This is a genomic window from Paenibacillus sp. WG02 (genome assembly GCF_055396115.1).
This window is the reverse complement of record NZ_AP036016.1, coordinates 3,047,791-3,067,666: the sequence shown is the minus strand read 5'-3', so window position 1 is coordinate 3,067,666 and position 19,876 is coordinate 3,047,791. Positions and strand designations below refer to the sequence as shown.

General features: G+C 46.7%; 14 protein-coding genes. 1 reads left to right on the top strand and 13 read right to left on the bottom strand.

Features of this window, described 5'->3' with window-relative positions; translation table 11 throughout:
• Position 1: 1 nt before the first annotated feature.
• The 11 genes from ACBP55_RS13625 to ACBP55_RS13575 all read right to left on the bottom strand — a co-directional run bounded on the left by ACBP55_RS13625 (position 2) and on the right by ACBP55_RS13575 (position 14,851).
• Positions 2-850: a carbohydrate ABC transporter permease gene (locus ACBP55_RS13625; protein WP_464652267.1), complete on the bottom strand. Its 849-nt coding sequence runs from the start codon at positions 848-850 to the stop codon at positions 2-4.
• The gene (locus tag ACBP55_RS13620) at positions 847-1,740 is read right to left on the bottom strand and encodes a carbohydrate ABC transporter permease (RefSeq protein ID WP_464652265.1); all 894 of its coding nucleotides are present in this window, start codon (positions 1,738-1,740) and stop codon (positions 847-849) included. Before ACBP55_RS13620 ends, ACBP55_RS13625 begins: the two co-directional genes overlap by 4 nt.
• Before the next feature lie 288 nt (positions 1,741-2,028).
• Positions 2,029-4,776 carry an Ig-like domain-containing protein gene (locus ACBP55_RS13615; protein WP_464652263.1) on the bottom strand — a complete coding sequence of 916 codons (2,748 nt, stop codon included), beginning with the start codon at positions 4,774-4,776 and terminating at the stop codon, positions 2,029-2,031.
• A 17-nt stretch (positions 4,777-4,793) separates the two neighbouring features.
• Positions 4,794-8,003 carry a hypothetical protein gene (locus ACBP55_RS13610; RefSeq protein ID WP_464652262.1) on the bottom strand — a complete coding sequence of 1,070 codons (3,210 nt, stop codon included), beginning with the start codon at positions 8,001-8,003 and terminating at the stop codon, positions 4,794-4,796.
• The gene (locus ACBP55_RS13605; protein ID WP_464652260.1) at positions 7,930-8,364 is read right to left on the bottom strand and encodes a hypothetical protein; all 435 of its coding nucleotides are present in this window, start codon (positions 8,362-8,364) and stop codon (positions 7,930-7,932) included. Before ACBP55_RS13605 ends, ACBP55_RS13610 begins: the two co-directional genes overlap by 74 nt.
• 99 nt (positions 8,365-8,463) lie before the next feature.
• Complete coding sequence (locus ACBP55_RS13600) at positions 8,464-10,263, bottom strand: hypothetical protein (protein ID WP_464652259.1); 1,800 nt, start codon at positions 10,261-10,263, stop codon at positions 8,464-8,466.
• 32 nt (positions 10,264-10,295) lie between these two features.
• Positions 10,296-11,897 (bottom strand): extracellular solute-binding protein, encoded by a 1,602-nt coding sequence (locus ACBP55_RS13595; RefSeq protein WP_464652257.1) that lies wholly within the window; start codon positions 11,895-11,897, stop codon positions 10,296-10,298.
• Between the two features lie 49 nt (positions 11,898-11,946).
• On the bottom strand, positions 11,947-12,639 hold the full coding sequence (locus tag ACBP55_RS13590; RefSeq protein WP_464652255.1) for a carbohydrate ABC transporter permease: 693 nt from the start codon (positions 12,637-12,639) through the stop codon (positions 11,947-11,949).
• Positions 12,640-12,649: 10 nt separating this feature from the next.
• On the bottom strand, positions 12,650-12,838 hold the full coding sequence (locus ACBP55_RS13585; RefSeq protein ID WP_464652253.1) for a hypothetical protein: 189 nt from the start codon (positions 12,836-12,838) through the stop codon (positions 12,650-12,652).
• 13 nt (positions 12,839-12,851) lie between these two features.
• The gene (locus tag ACBP55_RS13580; RefSeq protein WP_464652251.1) at positions 12,852-13,796 is read right to left on the bottom strand and encodes an ABC transporter permease; all 945 of its coding nucleotides are present in this window, start codon (positions 13,794-13,796) and stop codon (positions 12,852-12,854) included.
• A 2-nt stretch (positions 13,797-13,798) separates the two neighbouring features.
• The gene (locus tag ACBP55_RS13575; RefSeq protein ID WP_464652249.1) at positions 13,799-14,851 is read right to left on the bottom strand and encodes a glycoside hydrolase family 88/105 protein; all 1,053 of its coding nucleotides are present in this window, start codon (positions 14,849-14,851) and stop codon (positions 13,799-13,801) included.
• Between the two features lie 169 nt (positions 14,852-15,020).
• Here ACBP55_RS13575 and ACBP55_RS13570 point away from each other — a divergent pair, with 169 nt between their 5' ends.
• Entirely contained in the window at positions 15,021-15,887 is an 867-nt protein-coding gene (locus ACBP55_RS13570; RefSeq protein ID WP_464652248.1) for an AraC family transcriptional regulator, read from the top strand.
• 717 nt (positions 15,888-16,604) lie between these two features.
• On the opposite strand, the gene ACBP55_RS13565 is transcribed toward ACBP55_RS13570, so the two are convergent.
• Positions 16,605-18,869 carry an alpha-mannosidase gene (locus ACBP55_RS13565; RefSeq protein ID WP_464652246.1) on the bottom strand — a complete coding sequence of 755 codons (2,265 nt, stop codon included), beginning with the start codon at positions 18,867-18,869 and terminating at the stop codon, positions 16,605-16,607.
• A 4-nt stretch (positions 18,870-18,873) separates the two neighbouring features.
• Positions 18,874-19,749 carry a glycoside hydrolase family 38 N-terminal domain-containing protein gene (locus tag ACBP55_RS13560; RefSeq protein WP_464652244.1) on the bottom strand — a complete coding sequence of 292 codons (876 nt, stop codon included), beginning with the start codon at positions 19,747-19,749 and terminating at the stop codon, positions 18,874-18,876.
• Positions 19,750-19,876: the final 127 nt, after the last annotated feature.

The following is a 19,876-nucleotide window of genomic DNA, read 5'->3' as shown; positions in this document are numbered from 1 at the left end:
TTTATTTCACTCCAGTCAGCACAACACTTTCCACAAAGTACTTTTGTGCTACTGAAAATAAAAACACAACAGGAATCATAGCCAGAATGGCAGCGACCATTACCAAATTCCATGGAATAAGGCGTGTGGCTGAGCCATACATCGCTGACATGCCGATGGTAAGCGTGAATTTGTCGGAAGAACTGAGATACAGCACCTGCCCTAGCAGATCATTCCAACTGCCCATAAAGGAGAAAATCGCTACCGTAGCTAGAACAGGACCGCTTAGCGGCAAAGCGATATTCCACCATTGACGCAGCTCCGAACAGCCATCAATCTTTGCAGCATCAAACAATTCATTCGAGAGCGAAGTAAAAAACTGTCTCATCAAAAAGATCATGTAGGCGGATCCAAAAAAGGCTGGCACCGTGATCGGCAGGAAGGAGTCCATCCATCCCAACTGTTTGAATAAAATAAATTGAGGAATCATCAATACCGGATAAGGCAGCATCATCGTCGCCAGCAAAAAAATAAAAAGCGCATTCTTGGCTTTGGCATCATGACGGGCGAATCCATAGGCAACAAAGGCAGAAGAAATCACCGTACCGAACACGCTTATTAAAGCCACAAACAAGCTGTTGCGGTACCAGAGTGCATAGTCATATTTGCTGAAAAGAGCTTGAAAATTACTCCACGCGATATGCTTCGGAATGATCTCCGGAGGAAACTTCAGCACGTCCGACTGCGATTTCAAAGCTGTAGAGAACATATTAATGGATGGAATCACCATAATCACAGCTATGACAATAAGGAAAAGGAAAACGATTGCACGAAACATTGACCTGGACGAGTTGCTTTTAACTGTGTTCATACGCCATCCCCCGCTTCATAATGCACAAACTTTTTGGAGAATTTCATAATTAAATAAGTAAAGAACATAATGGCGATAAGCAGCAGCCATGCCATCGCAGAGGCGTAACCCATTTTGAAAAATTTGAATCCGTTCTGCCACAAGTAAAACACATAGAACTGTGTAGCATAATGAGGTCCACCCTTCGTCATGACAAAGGCTTGTGTGAACACCTGAAAGGATTCGATAACACCCATAATGAGCTGGAACAAAATAACCGGTGATATCATCGGGATTGTTATATGCCACAGCGATTGCCAGCGACTAACGCCATCGATTTTACCTGCTTCGTAGATAATAGGCGGAACCCCCTGAAGACCTGCAAGAAAAATGACCATTCCAGCCCCAGCGCCCCACATCGTCATGATGATCATGGCCACAAGCGCCCATTTCTCATCCTCCAGCCAACCGGGTCCTGCAACACCTACCAGGCTAAGCACATAATTAAAAATCCCCGTCTTCGAGTTAAATACCCAGAGCCACATCAGCGATAAAGCTACACCCGAAATCATGCTTGGAAAATAGAATACGGTGCGAAAAAATCGTTGGAACGGAAGCTTTTGATTGACCAGTAAGGCTAAAACCAAAGATAGAACAAGCTGCAGCGGAACACTAAACAGAGTGAAGATCAATGTAGCCTTAACACCACGCCAGAAGAGCTCATCATGCAGCATCTTGGCATAGTTACCTAAACCAATCCACTTTGGCGGATGATTAATATCATATTCCGTGAAGCTAAAATACAGAGATGACAAAATGGGGTATAGCGTAAAAACAATGGAGCCAATTAACCAAGGAAAAATGAACAAGTAAAAGGTTTTCCCTCGAAATCTTCGTTGTTTGCGTTTCATTTACATCCCCCTTAATTCTATAAACGTTTATATTTAAAATTTAAAAAAATAAACTACTATCCCCCACAGCTTTTTAAAGATTAATTGGACTTTTTCTCCCTGGTAAATCAGTAAGTATTTCTATGATTATAATATATAAACGTTTATACTTTATGCACTAATATTAAATGGATAAAGCGGAAGTGTCAATTGTTTTTTGTGAATTTCTCTAGGTCAAATCTAACTGAAATTTAAAAAGCTCACGCCCTGCCCTTTTGAATCAGACAGGGCGCCTGAGCTCCTTTTGCATTAGTGAGGAACGACTACAGCAGCAGTTGCAACGGCTGCGTTTCCAGCCTCATCTGTAACCGTATATGTGATCGTATAGATGCGTCCGCTGCCTTTCCCCGAGCGCTCTGCTCGAAGGCTGAACGACGTATCTTGTATACCAAACTCGGCATCTTGAATATCTTCTGACGTATCCCCATCCCCTGAGCCGTTATCAGACTCATTGCTGGTAATAGACGTAAGCACAATAGATGCAATTCCAGATCCTGTACCATCCGCTTGAAGTGTCACCTTGATTGGAATCATTTTATGATTCGGCGGGCGAATGACAGGCTTATCGACGGTAACCTTAAGCGTCGGAGCCACTTTATCAATAAGAGCCACAGCAGCTGTAACTGTCCCCTTGTTGCCATAAGCATCGACATACTCAAACACAAAGCTGCCGTTACTCATGAATGTGTGACTGGTTGAGCCATTATTGTTCGTTATGGTGACGGGCTCGCTAGATGTGATTGTCGCGATTACATCTTTATTGGTTGAAACCGTTGAGCTGTACGACACAGTAACCTTTGGCGGTACTTTAGGAGGCTCAGGAGTCGGTTTCTCCATAAAAATTTGATCAGGGCTTGCTCCTAAAATCGTACTCTCTTTTAACAAGCCCAATCTCAAATCGTTCACCTGAATCTGCGAGGTTACGCCCGGTTTCAGAACGCGAAATACTAGGTTGGTGAGTCCCTTTTTTCTATTCTCGCTTTGAGTAGACCCAGCGCTTGATATGTGAGTTGCCGCGTATAGGATTCGGTGATCGTCGGGCAAGACTACACTTTGGTATCCGGTAGATTGGCCTGCATCCACAAAGATGCTATCCGTTTCATTAATGGCTTTTGCCGTACCTGTGAACATGAGCGGTTTAACTTCCACCAATTGCAGCACTGAGGGATCGTATACGATTTCCGTTTGAACGGAGTAAATGGTTCCATCAGAAAGGCTTGTTCCATTCATCCCTGCTGAAACTAATAAGCTTAACTGGCTATTTAATGCTTCCGGTGCAATGGAGAAAGTCGAAGACATACTTCCACCTAGAACGGCTGCGTTAGCCACGACTTGTGTCGTCCCATATGTCACTGTCAGCGATGTGGTACCCGTCCTGAGGCCCGTCACTTTACCGTTTGCGTCAACAGCAATAACAGCTGGGTCCCCGGATAGGAATAACGACTGCTTGGTAACATCCGTGGAATTACCGTCAGGTCCGATCAAGCTCACTAATGTGTTGTGAGTCGCATTTAGCGCCAATGTGTAGGAATCGGCATCCAGATGCAAAGATGATACCCGAACCGGGATCTTTACATCTTTTGAATCGTACGTTGCTGTAATGACCGTTTGCCCAGCTGTGACGCCGAGCACCGTGCCGGAGCTATCCACCCTCGCGATAGAAGTATCATCGGATACATAGGTTGCGACGGCACTTACATCTTTCACAGTCCCGTCTGAGTAGACGGCCTGAATAACACTTTGACCGGTTTCATTTGCCATGAGATTAAACCCTGCCGGACCCGGCGATACAGATTGAAGTCCGCTTAGGATCGGCATGACCGTTACATCTGCACTCGTACTTTTACCTCCGTAAGTGGCTATCAATACCGAAGCTCCATAATGAATCGCGTTCATGATTCCACTGCTGTCTACCGTTACGACGGTGGGATTACTGGAAGTGAATGAAACCCCCGGATAGCCATTAACAACAAAGGGGCCATTGGAATATACCGCTGTCAGTACAGTTAACTGCTGCTGCCCTTCTAGTAAGGTATATGAGGGCTGATCCAGTTGTACGCGGTTAAGCACGGACAAGGGATCTACACTCACAAGTGTTGAGGCAGCCATTCCTCCAACCCGAGCTGTGATTGTTGCTGTTCCTGCCTTTAACCCGCTTACTAGCCCATTATCATCCACGGCAGCGATCGTCGGGTCGGATGAGCTGTAGTAGGCTTTGGTGTTTAAACTTACCGAATGGTCACTATAGATCCCATTAACTTGAGAGGCATGCGTTGAATTAATGGATAAATGATAGCTTGGCTCCATACTTAAAGCAGAAGGAAGTTGATCGACAAATACATCATCGAACTGAAGAGTTCCTTTTGTCGCCTTATCTATGGAAAAACGGATTAGCGATAACGTATCTGTGTTTACAGTCGTATCTCGAAATGCAAAGCCTGATGCTTTCTGCATGCCATCGATGTAAACATCATATTTCTTTGAAGTTGTATCCAGCGTGAACTGGATATGGTACCACTGTTTCGCGATTAATCCTGTATAAATTGTTGTACTCGTTGCTCCGTTGTAGGCATTGATATTACTGCCAGATAGGGAGAAACTGATCATATTATTGCTAGTTGTCGATCCGTATATATAAGGCGCTGACTTTGTCCCGCTAATTTCATCCGTTCTCACTCGGTAGCTGACTACAACTTTTCCGGACTCCGACAAATTTTTGCGGTCGAGAGTTAAATTGGTTGTTGAGGATGTACTCGTTTTCTCCATCCTGATGCTATGATCGGCCGGCGTCTCATCCGCTACGACTTGAATGGCCCCATCGGCGGACAAGGACGGATTCCAATTGCTCACTCCTGAAAAGTTGCCTACAGTAAAAGAGTTAAAATCTTCGTCCATTCCCACTGGCAACGCAACCGCACTTACGGTACGAAGACCAATGGAGCTGACGATTACGCTTGCAACCAGCATCAAAGATAGGCCAGCATGCTTCCATTTCATGACTTGTCACAACCTTTCTATTGCATGGATTGAGGCAAATAATATCCCAGCTGCCCCAAATCAACAGCATCTACGAGTCCATCGCCATTCATATCCCATTCATAGGGGAATTGGGAAGGCTCTAACGCTTGTACCTTTCCGAATTCTCCCCGAAGCGTTGATAAATCGGTTGTACGGGCAGAACGCCCATCGATCAAGACGCTATTTCCTACTTTATCTACCAACATGGAGTGACCCTCATGAAGCACTAGCTTCATCCCCTCATCTTCAATGGTCAATGCATGCAGCACATCGCTTCGTCCGCTGTATTTAGCCACAGCTTTGGTTGTAAAGCCCGTCGAGCCGATGTTCGGTTCCATTTTGCTGACAAAATACACCCAATCTCCCGCCTGATAATTAGCGGCAAACGTACTGTCCGTAAGCTGCACAGACAGCTTGTCGGAATTTGCAAACTGTACAATGCTGCCGTTGTTGGCTGAGGATCGGACATTGGTTGGGTCCCATAACGCCTTGGTATACAAATCGTCCATAATTTTCCCTGGCGTCGTGACAAACCCTGCACTAAGCGTGTTCTCATCCGCTTTGGACAGCCAAGTCGGCTTTGCCGCCCCGCCGGCAGGCGCATTCTGCGCTTTAAGGACTGGGAATCCGGTAACTCTCGCTGTCCCAGCCACCATTGCTTTGGCGGTAACAGATCCAGTATCCTGCGCCAAGTCAAGAAGCGGTGTGCCGTCCGTGGCGTACAAACCGTTAATACGCACACGGTCTGGCTCGTTCGTACCTGGAACATAGGGACGATCTGGTACGGACATATACGGAAGTCCAATCAATTCGCCAAGAGACAAGAAGCTCTGAGTGGAACCAAATTTCACAGCGAGTACGTTATACAATGACTTGCCGTTGGTTAAATAAATCTGTTTGGTCGTATTGGCCCCGTTCGAGCTGACACCGTTATCCAAACGCATGAAGTAATTGGCCGTTTCGATGTTTGTCGTACTCTGTTTGGTGTCGTCATACTGTAGACTTCCGTCGGCCGCTTTGGCGAACCAACCATTTAAACGGTCAATTTTGGGAAAGCCTGGCTTATCAGGATCGTTGACGCCGGTATCCAGCAGGCTTTCTGTGAAATCCGTGCCCGAAACTGAAATGTTGAGAGGCTGCTTGGAGCCGGTTTTAAAATACGCGGAAACTGCGCCTTTGCGTAGATTGTAGGCTTCCAGTTTCTGCTGTTCTGTGCGATCCCATGGATAGTCTTGTATGGTTTCGTGCATCTGAACAGGTCCGTGAACGGCGATATGCCCTAAGTTGGCGGTGTCGCCGTAAGTTAACGTTGTCGAAGCGAATGATTTGATGAGGAAACGCCCCACATCCGCCTTTAGCGCCTGTCCCCAGTAGGAAAGACCGGAGAAACTACCCATATTAAAGGCAGAGCTTCCACCTTCATTATGACGAGACCCCGCGAAGATCCAACCGTCCGCAGCCAACCTCGTGTTAAAATAACCCGCCATCTCCATGCCATCTTGCTTCACCAATAATTTCAAATCGCTGAAAGCGGTATCGGCATCGGGAATTGCCCCTATAATGCCAGACAAGTCGCTTAAAGATACTCCAGCATAACTGACATCGAATCCATTCACTTCGTAAAAGATGTTATAGCCATCAACGTTTTGGCGGGCTGCCTTACGAACGCCCCCCGTGCTAACTGGAAGGTTCGTACCCTCAATTCCTGCAGCATAATAATCGCGGATTTCTTGTTTCATAGTGGTATCCTGTAAAATGTTCGCCATTTGGATGCCGCCGAGAACAGCCACGAGTGTTTGGTTCATCGACTGCTGTGTATTAAATTGAGATACTCGGATCAGCCAATTCCACATGGATTTGGCTTTCGCTTTGGCGTCATCCATTTGATCTTGTGTGAACAATCCATCGCCGTAACCAATCGCAGTTGCCAAATTGTGCAGTCCGAACGCCGTTGTCGGATAGTCCGCCCCGGTCGTACTGCCGCTAACGCTGTAAGGGACATAGTATTCACCGCTGTTTGCTTTTCCTGCTTGCAATTTACTTACATTGGCGAGATTGTCCACTGCGGTAACCCGATTTTTCAAATAATAAGCAAGACCGTCACTCGCCCGTTTTGCAAGCGTCGCATCACTCTTACCAGTACGGCTCCAATTGTACGCGAGCATTCCTACGGTACCGAAACCCGCTTCTGTACTGCTGTTTTGCTGATCTACGCCGATATACGAGACATTATCGAATGTCACGGATCCTTGCGCATGTTGAATGCGAAGCTCAATTCGAACGTAGTAAACCGGATATGGCGTATCAAAAACGCCGCTGATAACCCCCCACTGTCCATTCGTCGGGGTTCCATAAAAACTTGTGCTGCCTATCTGCACCTTATTTTGATCCAAATAAACCATACGGGCTTCAACGCCTCGACCATCCGCTGCGCTAAAACCGAGATCTGTCTTATATTTGACAGAGAAAATTCGGTAATCGCCGCCAAACTGGCGTGTGCCGTTGGAAGATGCCGATAGCGTATTGCTTAGTAGCGCGACTGTATCGGCAGCGTTCGAAATGATTTGACCACCCTTACCGCTGTAGCCGCCTGAGGCCGAGGGAGTAACAATCGCTGGAGCACCGCTCTCCTGAGGTGTTGCGGTCCAGGATGATGAGGACTCAAAGCCGGCATTCGGCACAGCCGCCGTCCCCTTCGTCGCGTAAGGTATACCGTCGGTGCCCGCCGACGTGTCAACGCGCATCAAACGGATGCCATCCCAAAGCACGGTCCCTTGGCTTTGATCCACGCCTGCTTGCACAACGATTTGTGTCGGCTTTTGTGAAGGAACGGTAACCAAGCCGCGGATTTCCTGCCAGCCCGATGCCGCAGGATCCCCCTTAAACACATAAGGAGTTCCAATCGGCTGGCCAGCAACGTCAAGAAACGTCACTTTGCCGTAAACTCCTTGCCCTTCGGCAGAAGCAACCAATTGATCCGTCTTGTAAAAAGCACTGAAAATCATCAAGCTGTTCGCAGCAACGGACACATTAGCCGGTGTCGAGTAGTCCACGAGCACATCGAGCGGGTTGCTGATGGTCTGCACGAGTGCAGCACTGTCTGTTGTTTGGGTTTGAATTTTAACGAATCCACTACCTTCTAACGCCACAGCTGTATCTTGGTTCCAGGTGACGGAATTGGCAGTGGGTGCAGTCCCCCGATCCATCCGTTATGCTCCATCCGTCCGGCTGACCAGAAGCATCTTGCTCAAAGCCCATATTCCTCGTGATGTTCCCAGCGGTCAAATTGCCCCCCGACACATAAACTTTTTGCGGAAAGTTATCGAACCTTCCGTCAGGTTGTTGATTGCTGATCAAATTTTGCTGAAAAAAATTCAACATCCTTTCGCTTGCATTCACATCAGGAAATACATTGTCTACACGGTCGTAATAAATCGGGGTATCCGCTGTTATCGCTGGTGTATCTGCTAGTGCAGAAACCGCCGGTACAGCCGCATATATGGCCAATACGCCAGCCATTACCACTGAACTCCAACGAAAAGATCGCCGCTTTTGTCTGATATCCATTCCTTACATTCCCTCCTCTGATCATCTCAATACAGCGCTTACAATTATTACTTGAAATTCCCGCTCATCCTCTTTGTGTGGATGAGCGGGCTTTATACATTAAACCGACCAAACGGGTTTATCGCTCTCAATATGAGTTTCTTTATGGCAGCTCGCTCTCTCCATTACTTTCGAGAAAGGAATTACGCCAGCTTGAACCCCAAGCTGCAGCTTCATAAATGCATCGTTATAAGCAACATGGATTCTATCTTTTTTTTCCAATCGAACAGCCGATAAACGAGTTAGAATCTCTTCATCTTCGCAATCTGCTTTCTCTAAAATAAGTCCGAATACGAGATGCGCCTCTTCCAGCGCACTCAGATCGATATCGATCGGCTCCCCCTCATATAACACCACGTCAAGAGAAGTAATGGCGGACTCCTGAGTCACCTCAAGTCTCGGCTGGTAATTTCCAAATTTACATTCGTTCAGGATCAAACCGATTTTCACATGTGAAGTTTGGATCAGCAGAGGCTTACCAAATGCTAGCTCTGGCATCGAAAGACGGTTCAGATTACCTCCGAACTCGAACCGGAATCGCAGCGATGATACTGTCACTCTTCCTTGAATGGGATCAAGTGTAAAATGCTTATCACCATGATCCGAACAGAAATGTGCGATACCTAACACCATGTTGCGGTGCTGCACGTTATGCAGCAAGCTCGAGCTGAAATCATACTGATCATGCAAGCAGCGAAACCGCAGGTAAGAAGCCTGCCCTTTCTCTCCCCAGTAAGCACCCAATGGTCTGCGTTGGTTCCACAGATCACAGTGATTAAACGACCCCAGTGTGTAGTGAGGTGTCATGTACGAAGCGGCCAACAGCTGCGTCTTGCCTTTCACAATCGTCTTTTCTGTAAAAGAGGTCGTACGTTCCTTCTGGAAGTAAGGTAGATACAAATCTGGGATTTGTAATCCGACTCTTGGCCAGAGCGCTCCAATCTCAAGCTCGCTTTCATCCAACATTCTGAGCTTACCGCCTGAAGCCAATTGTAAAAATGAGAGCAATCCATGACCTTGCAAAGTATCGTAGCATCGGCTGTGCGGTGCCGCCCATTGCCCAGTGGGTGCATGGAAATGTTCGGCGACGGAGGCCCATGCCATATCGAGCAGTTCCGTCACTAGCGCGATGCTGTCTTCATCGTGAATATGCTTGCGCATCAGCGACAAATCCTCAATTGTCACAACCGTATAGGTAGGGCTGTTATATTCCGTAAAAGCGCCGTGATAGGTACAATACTCGTGAAAAAGCTTTAGTTTACTCCGTCCATATTGAAATAGCTCTTCGTTTCCGACCATTTCGCCGGCGAGCAATGTCACATAGGTACCCATCACACAAATATTCGTATAGGATGGCATCACGTTACGGCGCATGATGGATACTGCCGCCGCTTCTACCGCTGTCTTCATTCGATCGACTAACGATGCAGGGAGCACGCCTGCATAATCTGCTGCCGCTTGAATCAGTGATTTCCCGCAGAAGTCAGCCCAGTTGCGGTCAGGTGACCCCATTTGTGTAATCGGTTCCTCTATATAGTACGGCCATATGCCATAATAGGGGCTTTCGCGATCGAGCTCCTGATAATCCAGAAGTCGGTCAATGATCGAGGAGGCGAGCTCTACATCTCCTTCCGCTTGACGGTCAAGCAGACATAGGGAGAGGTAAAAGGACTCTCGAATCATATGAACTTCCGCATTTCGAATATTCGTATGGTAATTGTATCCAGGACCCCGCCGTGTTTTGAGCGCAAGCGCAGCCGGATCAAAGTCCCTCAATTGTTTCACGACGATGCTATCTAATTGGTCTCGCACGCCATCTATCTGCATGTCATTGATACTTCCTTTCCAGAAAGAATTCAAAAAGAATCCCCCGAGATTCGGGGGAGACGAGCTTATTTCTTGGAACCCTTCATCGCATCGTTATACTCTTGTGTGACTTTCGTACCATTTTTATCCATGAACGCCTTCAACGATTGATCCCATTCAGCAGAGGAAAGCTGCCCGAAGATGTATTTCACTTTTGCCTTCACTAGTTCCTGATACATATCCGGCGTGCTTTGCTCCGTAGGAGACTGTAAGCCTGCAATCGGGCTAGCCTTCAGGTGTTTGATTAAAATATCGTTTGTAGATATCTCAAGTTGAAGAGTTTCAGGCGTATCGGAATCTTTGGTGTAATTCGTGTTCTCCGGACTTGGCAGCGCCTGAGTTGGCAGGATATATCCGCTTCCTAACTTTTGAAATTTATCTTTGTCCGAAACTTCAGGAATACCGTTGCTGTTCTTTTGAAAGGAAACGCCTTCCAAGCCTAAATTTTGAAACAGGTTATACTTTTGTTGGTTACCCGCTACATAGCCATTTTCCTTGGATGGACCATAGTCGAGCCACTGGAAGATCGTCTTCATTTTGTTGCTGTCTTTCGCTGCGGCTGCACTAATGTAGATCGCGCCTACGTTACCTGGTCCAGACACTACACCGCTTTTACCGTTCGGTCCGACTGGAGGTTCAAAGCTAACAATTTTGGCACCAGGTTGAATTGGCGGCACGCTGGTAGGAAAGTTACGAATCATCGAGACAAAGTCGAACGTAATCCCCGCTTTCCCCTGCTTAAAGAATTTATCCTGAGCCTGATTGGACTTGGAGACGGCAAAGTCAGGATCAATCAAGCCTTCGCTATAGGCCTTTTTTATCCAATCGAGATATGTTTTGTACTCTGGCAATGTTTCATTCATAACGAGTTGGCCGCCTTTGTTTACCCAACCGGAGCCATCTAGACCGAAGCTGTAAAGCAAGTCACTTGAACCCCAGAAATCTTTACCGTTGAAGTCGCCAATACGACCTGTGATTTCGCCAAGCTGCAAGCCGTACGTATTTTTCTTCCCGTCACCATCTGGATCGTTATTCGTGAATGCCTGCATGGTTTTATACAAATCATCCAACGTTTTGGGAACCGGCAGATTCAGCTTAGTCAACCAATCTTGACGCACAATTGGAGCATTGGGAGCGGAAAGCATAGACCGGGCAATCGGAACACCGTAAATTTTGCCGTTATAGCTAACATTATCATAATGAGCTTTTGTATACTTTAGGTTTGAATATTTGGGGATATATTCATCGATCGGAGCGATAGCTCCCTGTTTAATGAGTCGGATGATGTTGGCATCGAAATTTCCGGTGAACACATCCGGCACGGAGCCTGAGGCAACCATCGCATTGAATTTTTCTTGAAAATTCGAGTTCGGGATTGGTGTGAACTGCAGATCCATACGGAATTTGTCATTCAACCATTTAATTCCGGCATTCCCCTCTACATCCGGTACGGAGTTGACGTTCATTGCAAATGTGATTTGGGCTGGTTTTGCAGGTGCGGCAGTACCTGTACTGGTTGCACCACCACTAGTTCCTGTAGTTGCCTTGCCACAGGCGGATAATACTAATGCGCTGCCTAGCAGCAGGCTGCAGCTTACGAAAATCGTTTTTTGTGTCATCTTTTTCATTTTGGACCCTCCATTATCAATGATTGAATGCACTTGCTTTACCCTTCGACTACCCCTTGATTGAACCAATCATAACGCCTTTGACAAAATACTTTTGCAGGAACGGATAAACAATCACAATCGGAACGGTAGCAACGATAACCATTGCCATTTTGATCGGTTCCCCCATTGTTAACAGTTCGCTGCTGACTGCCTGATCGATCATGGACGTATTAAGCTCCGAGGAACTTAATACTAACAACACCTGCCGTAGAAAAACTTGCAACGGCCATTTAGCCGGGTTGTTAATGTACAAAATAGCTGCAAAAAATTCATTCCAATGGCCAACCGCGTAGAATAAAATCATCGTCGCAATAATGGGCATGGAAACGGGAAGCACGATACGAAAGAATGTACCGTATTCCGTACACCCGTCGATGGTGGCCGACTCTTCAAGCGCTTCAGGGATCGTCTGCAAAAACGATTTTACAATGATAACGTTGAAGGCGCTTGCAGCCCCGGGGATAATCAGCGACCATATGCTGTCGAGCAGATGCAAGTTTTTGATCAGAATAAAGGTAGGAATCATCCCTCCGCTGAACAGCATCGTGAAGAATACCATCATTAGCATTCCATTACGGAAGGGCAATTTCTTTTTGGAAAGCGCATAAGCGAATGTGAACGTAACCGCAAGATTGAGTGCAGTACCTACGATCGTAATAAAGCAAGTTACCCCAAGCGCTCGAACTAGATCGCCTTGCACGAAAATATAATTATATGCCGCCAGAGTCCAGCCACGTGGCCACAGTACGATCCCGCCCCTGTTCAGACTCCACGCCATTGGATAGCGATGAAGCGAGCACATTGACAAAAGGAATCAGCATCATGACCGTAACGAGGGCAAGCACCACATAATTGAGACGGTCAAACAGTGTTTCTCCCATTGTTCTTCTGTAATGCATCCTTTCACCTCCTCTAGAAGAGCCCTTCTTCGCCGAGCTTCTTAGTTAGTTTGTTGGCTCCGATAATGAGTATAAGTCCGACCACCGAGTTGAACAACCCGGCTGCTGAAGCAAAACTGAAATTACCCTGCAGAATACCGACCCGATATACATAAGTGGAGAACACATCTCCTACGTCGATGACTAATGGATTTAACATCAAAAATACATGTTCAAAGCCTACATTGAGCAAATGACCTAGTTGAAGAAGCAACATCATGACAATTGTCGCACGGATGGACGGGAGTGTGATGTGCCATAGCTGCCGCCAACGATTGGCTCCGTCCACGACCGCCGCTTCGTATAAGTCTGATGGCACTCCGCTGAGCGCCGCCAAGAAAATGATGGTTCCCCACCCCATTTCCTTCCACACGCTCTGCAGAACGATGGTCATTCGGAAAATTTCCGGCATCATCATCCATTTCTTAGCCGTCCCCCCGAACATCACGACCAATTCGTTAACGAAGCCGTTAGAGGAAAACAACAGGGTGTAAATACCGATGACGATGACCCAGGATAAAAAGTGCGGAAGATAAACGACTGTCTGTACAATCCTTTTGTATAACGCATTTCTCATTTCATTCAAAAGAAGCGCCAGCACGATCGGTGCCGGAAAGAAAAAGACAAGATTTAAAAGATTAATCGTTAACGTATTACGCAGCAATTTTAAAAAGTCATCACTCTGAAATAAATCGATAAAATGCTTAAATCCCACCCATTGGCTGCCAAAAAGGCCTTGAAACGGACTGTAGTCCTGAAAAGCGATCAACACGCCCCACATGGGCAAGTAATGAAAGACAAGAAAATAGACGATACCCGGGAGGGCAAGAATATACAGCCTGCGATATCTGTACATGCTTTGCAGCAAGTGCCTCTTTCGAGGGACTGACCCTGTTGATACGGAAGTTTGTCGATTCACATCTAACCCTCCATTTCCAAGCATTCACTGAGCAGCATCAAAACAAGTCCTTGTCCGTACAAAGTCGGGATAATCGCAATGGTCTGATAAGCGTCCACAGTCGGCATGATTGGCGTTCCGCCGGATACGCCCAACACCTCGCCCTCTTCCGAGATTTTGGATAATACGCCTTGTAAGGCAGTTCTCACAAACTTCCTGTATGACTCGTCGAGTAGACCGGTTCGAATCGCTAGCTGAATCCCGCATGCGATCCCCGCGCTTCCTGATGTTTCTTGATAGAAATCAGTTCGGTCAAGCACCGTATGCCATAAGCCGTTCTCGCTTTGATAAGGCAGTAAGCCATCCATCATGCGTCGATAACGGTTGGTGATTTCGGGCGGGACAACGACGAGCTCCTGTATTTCTTGCAGGATTAACGGAACGGCAACACATACCCAGGCATTCGCTCGTGTCCATCGTGCTGCTGATAGATGATTCTGTTCCGCGCAATTCCAGCCGTGGAACAAGACCCCTGTCTGCTCGTCCTGCAGAAGACGCAGATGCAAACTGACCTGCTCAAGGGCTTCGCCCGCCATCGCTGTGTCCCCGGTGACTTTGGCTAATCTAGCCAGCAAAAGCACCGCCATAAAGATCGTATCTGCCCAAACCTGCTCAGGAAAGCTGGCATTTTCGGTTACGGTATGTTCGAACGCTCCTTCTCGGGTTCGAGGTGCTTCCTCTGCGATCCATTTACCGATCATAGCCGCTTGTTCTAGATATTTATCTTGCTTCGTCTGTTTGTAGAGGCCGGGGAAGGTGGCATATGGCGCCATAGAATTGATAACCCTGTGACGACCTGCCTTCTCTTGATTGCGCTCAACCCACTGAATCAAATAATTCAGAATGTCTGTATGGCCAGTTCTATCGAAATAATGCTGCAGCGCAATGGCTCCAACACCCGGCACCCAGTCCCATTCGTTAATGTTCATCCCCCATTCGGAAGATCTGCATTCCGTCATATATCGATATACGTTCTCAGCTGCTTCTTTGATGGTATCTTTATTGACTATAACCATGATCCCGTTTACACTCCTCTGCCTTACTTATTAGCTTGATTCCTAGTATAGTATGAAAGCGGTATACAATTCACGTGATCAATTGCGCAAAACCATGCGAATATTGCTTTTTTATTTACCTGCATGTAGAATCAATTGTAAGCGCTATACATAAAGGTGGGATTGGGAAATGGAAGAAATATCCTCTCAAACAACAGACTATTTCGTGAACAATAAATTGGTAGAATTGCCTATTCACATGAAATATAAGGAAACTGAAAAAAGCTTCTATATGAACTTTCATTCCCACTCGGGCTATGAAATCTATTTTCTCCATGAAGGCAGCGGTTGCTTTCTTATCGAGGAGAACATTTACCCTCTAGAGGGAAATGATTTAATTTTGATTGGCGCTCAGGAGTCACACAAGAGTTCTCCCAATTTGCAAATGCCGAGCACGCGTACAGTTATCCATTTCTTGCCGGAGCTGCTCGACGCTGAAGTGAAAGCTCGGTTTTTGGAAGTATTTAATTACAGCAACCCTCACCGGCATATTCGATTAAACAGCGATCGGTTGAAGCGCATCCTTTACTTGCAGGAAAGGCTTTATGAGGAGTACACGACACAGCATCACAATGATATCTTGGCTTTGCGCATTTACTTGAACGAGCTGCTGCTTGAAATCCACCGCATGGTCTTTAACGGGTCAACACATGAGTTGGAACCCATAACGAGACATACCATCAGTCCCAAAATTGAGGAAGCAGTGAGGTATTTATCTAAGCATTTTGCCGAGGACATCTCGCTCGAAAAGCTGGCGCAGGATTTATATATCAGTTCCTTCTACTTGTGTCATTTATTTAAAAAGACGATCGGGCTTACGATTACTGATTTCCTCAATCATACGAGAATTCATCACGCCAAACGGCTGCTCTCCAATACGAATATGCCGATCCTAGAAATATCCGAGGCGGTAGGGTTCAACAGCTTCTCCAATTTCGGCCGCTCCTTTAAAAAAGTCGTCGGTGCAACCCCTCGTTCTTTCCGGAAAAGTAAATAAGTGCAGTCTACGCCAGCTTCGTGAATTTAGATGGGGCTATTCGGGCTACCATGGGAAAATCGGGCTTTTTTTGTGAAATTAGCTCCTTACTTGAACGTTAAGAGTCTCTAGGGACTCCTATTTTTACATAAATACGGTGGAAATGAAGAAATAGCAGTCTCTAAAGGCTCTTATCCGATTGCTTTTCTCTCGAATTCACACTTTACTTGACGGATAAGAGTCTCTAGGGACTCTTATTTTTACAAAATACGCTGGAAATGAAGAAATAGCAGTCTCTAAAGACTCTTATCCAACTGCATTTCTCACGAATTGATCCTTTGTGGAAAAATTGGACTATTATTATGAAATCGACTCCATTATGCAACATCTAAGGGAGAGAGGCGAGATTTAGGCAGCAATTGTTGCACGTTCTCATACTCAAGCAGGTTTCTCACCTGTTAAGTTACTCTACCTATGCCCAGTCATGCAAACAGCAGCTGAGAGGTCCTTTTCAGACGTCTCGCGCCACTTTCGCTCCATTCGAGCCTCCAAGCCAAGGTTGCACAAAAGGGTTACCTGCTGCCCGTATCGTTAGGTTCGGGAACAACCAGCCCCTACACTCGAACCCGATGTTGGATTCAATCTCATCTTCCGTCTAACAAACAACCAAATTTTTAAACAAAAGGGCTGTTCCCTCAAGTAGAAACTACTTAAGGGGCAGCCCTATGCTCTCGCACATCATTGCATCCATATTCGAAATGTTTTGATCTCATAAGGCTCTATCTCACAACGAATAGTGCCTTGATCGTTCTTCCCTTCCGGAAAAGGATTTTCAAGTAAATCGGTCTCCTGCCATTGCAAGATAGCTAGATCGCTTGAAACCTCCATACGCCCCCTTGCTCCGGCATACTCATGCAGACGAACGATAAATCCCTCGCCCTCCTCTGCAGGCTTGACGGCATCTATACTTACATTAGGAGCATTAACACTGAAAAGTGAGAAAGCATTCTTCACCGGTTGGCCTTGCATCACCATTAAGGGATTATTCAAATGCCACGCCTCTTGCACGGTATCACCGGCATACCAGTCGCCTTCATGAGGGAAAAGCGCATAGGTAAAAATATGCTCCCCTTGGTCTTGCGTAGGGTCCGGCACCTTTGCCGACTTAATCAGAGTCAGTCTCATTTTGTGATCTTTAATGTCATAGCCGTACTTACAGTCATTCATTAAGCTGACGCCGTATCCCCTTTCGGAAAGATCGGCCCATTGGTGCCCTAACGTTTCAAATCTCGCATAATCCCAGCTTGTGTTCCAATGCGTAGGTCGTCTTACATTCCCGAACTGAATATCAAAAGTTGCCTCGGTTGCCCTTATGTTCACTGGAAAAGCTACCTTTAACAGCTGGCGCTGCTCATGCCAATCCACGAATGTGTGAAAGTCGATCCGCCGACTGTCTGAGTGAAGAACCATCTTCTGAGTCAACTCGGAATCCATGTAGCTCCATGAGAATTGAACGACAGCGCGCAGCGGGCCCATCTCCACAATTCGTATTTGCGTACAAGTATCAACAATCCTTCTTTTTTCCAAGTAATACAGATCGATATCCCAAGCCTCATGCCGGCTTTTCGGTTTATCCTCGAATACCTCGAACACGTTGCCAAGTTCTTTTTCCTTCAACACTTCTCTTTGGGAGCGTTTATCGTATATGTGCGTAAGATGACCATGATCGTTCCATTTTAGGATGTAAAAAGGCGTTTCGATCCCCTGCTCTAAGCTTTGAAAGGGAACTAATCCTTCCATACGGATGGATTCATCAGCCATTTCTTGTGTAATCGCGGCAAAGCCCATAGGTGGCAAGTTTTTCAAATGAACAAGCCAACCTTCCTCCGTGCGCTGGGACAGGCAAACTTCTCCTGTATCCCGAACCCATCTACCCTGACCTGGCGCTTGCGTAAAAGGAATCGAAATGAGATCGTTCCGGCTCCATGAAGCGCTGTTAAATATCGTCCAGGTTTGGTCATTTTGCTGTAAAATAGCGATGCCTGCTTCGTTATTGCTCTGTTCCGCAAGCACCTGAGCCTCGTTGTATTCCACTTTACTGTCCTCATAAACTTCCTTGATCGAGGAGCCGGGAATAATATCGTGAAACTGGTTTCGTAGGATGATTTTCCACCCTTGAGCTAAGTCCGTAGAAGGCACGAAGGAGTCGTTAAGCAATCCGCCCAGAACCTGCATAAATTCGGCATCCCGGTACAGAAGCTCCAGCTTACGGTTCATTCGTTTATTGTAAGCCTGGCTCGTGAAAGTCCCCCGGTGCAGCTCTAGATACAGCTCTCCATCCCAAGTATGTACGTATTGATCCGTATCGCGGATGGTTTCCTCCAGCTCGGCAAAATAGTGATCCGCCCTACCCGTCGTAACTTGAGGAAGTCCCGGTATCTCAGACAATCTTCTGCGCATTTCCAGCATCTCACGATTAACGCCGCCTCCGCCATCTCCGTATCCGTAAGCAAGCAGCAACTTCTGGTTAATTCCTTTATCCCTGTATCCATTCCAAATGCCTTGAATCGACTCAGCGGTAATTCCCCCGTTGTACGTGTAATAAAACGCACCGTTTTCCGCTCGACCCGGATCCGGAGTTGTAATGAAATGAGTGATCACTTCGGAGCCGTCAATGCCGCGCCACAAAAATGTATCATTCGGCATTCGATTATATTGATTCCAGCTGATTTTGGTCGTCATAAACGTGCTGATCCCGCTTTTCCTTAAAATCTGCGGCAGCGACCAGCTGTAGCCAAACACGTCAGGGAGCCATAGATATGTGCAGTTGACCCCAAATTCCTTTTGGAGAAACTGCGTTCCATATAAAATATGCCTGACCAGGGATTCGCCTGAAGAGAGATTGCAGTCCGCTTCGAGCCACATCGCACCCCCGACTTCCCACTGTCCCTCCGCTACTCGATGGCGAATTTGTTCATAGAGCTCCGGATAATCCTCCTTCAAGTATTCATACAGCTGCGGTCTGGGTCTGTAGAAACACGTAGTCCGGATACTGCTCCATTAATCGAAGTACGGTGGAGAAGGAACGCGCCGCTTTCTCCCGAGTATGCTGCAGCCTCCATAACCAAGCAACGTCGATATGCGTATGGCCGATACATTGTACGACGACAGCATGGGTTTTTGGTTCCTTTTGCAACTGTTCACGTAACAAGTCTGCGGCTTCTTTGATCGATTGATAAAAGGAGTCCGACCCCGGCCTCGACCAGTCGATACATAAAAATGTGCGATCAATCATTTTAAGAAGCGTCTGGTATTCGATCCGATTTTCATCCAGTATTTTTATCGTCTGCAGCACCGCTTTGGCCGTAAAATAGAGGTCGTCCGTCAGTTCATCCAGCCAGCAAAGCTCCAAGCGCTGAATGGTGTATGCTAACGGGGATGTGGAAGGGCTATATCCGTTTAATCCAGACCACATGCGAAAGCGTAACGCGACTGACGTTCCCGCAAGCTTTGAATCTAGAAATACTTCTCGATGGTTGTTATCTAATCCCTGATAGGGAGAGCCATTTACGAACAACAGTGACTCGAAACTGCCACTCCCTCCTCTACCGCTTGCCCCCATTTGAAAATACCCCAATACCTTGTTGTCTTTCCACTGCTCAGGAATTTGAACATCGGCAGCCAGCCAAAAGTATTGATCGTACCCCTGCCAACTTTCACCGCACTGTATTGCTTTCCACTCACCGTCCTCTTCCGGATAAAGACCGATTTGCGTATTGATTTCTTCTTTTATTCGAAGCCCCTTCAGCTCCAGCTTATCTCGGTAGCGAAATGGATCTAATTCTTGGAGACGCTTTTCCAACTTCTCAATCGTAAAAAACATACGTTTCCTCCTTACATGATCTCGGCTATCTACAATCTAGTACGAATACTTGTATAATTCTTCCACATGCCGAGGCCCATTCCTGCTGACCGAGCGTATTCGTGTCAAGTGAGTTATTTAAAGGGTG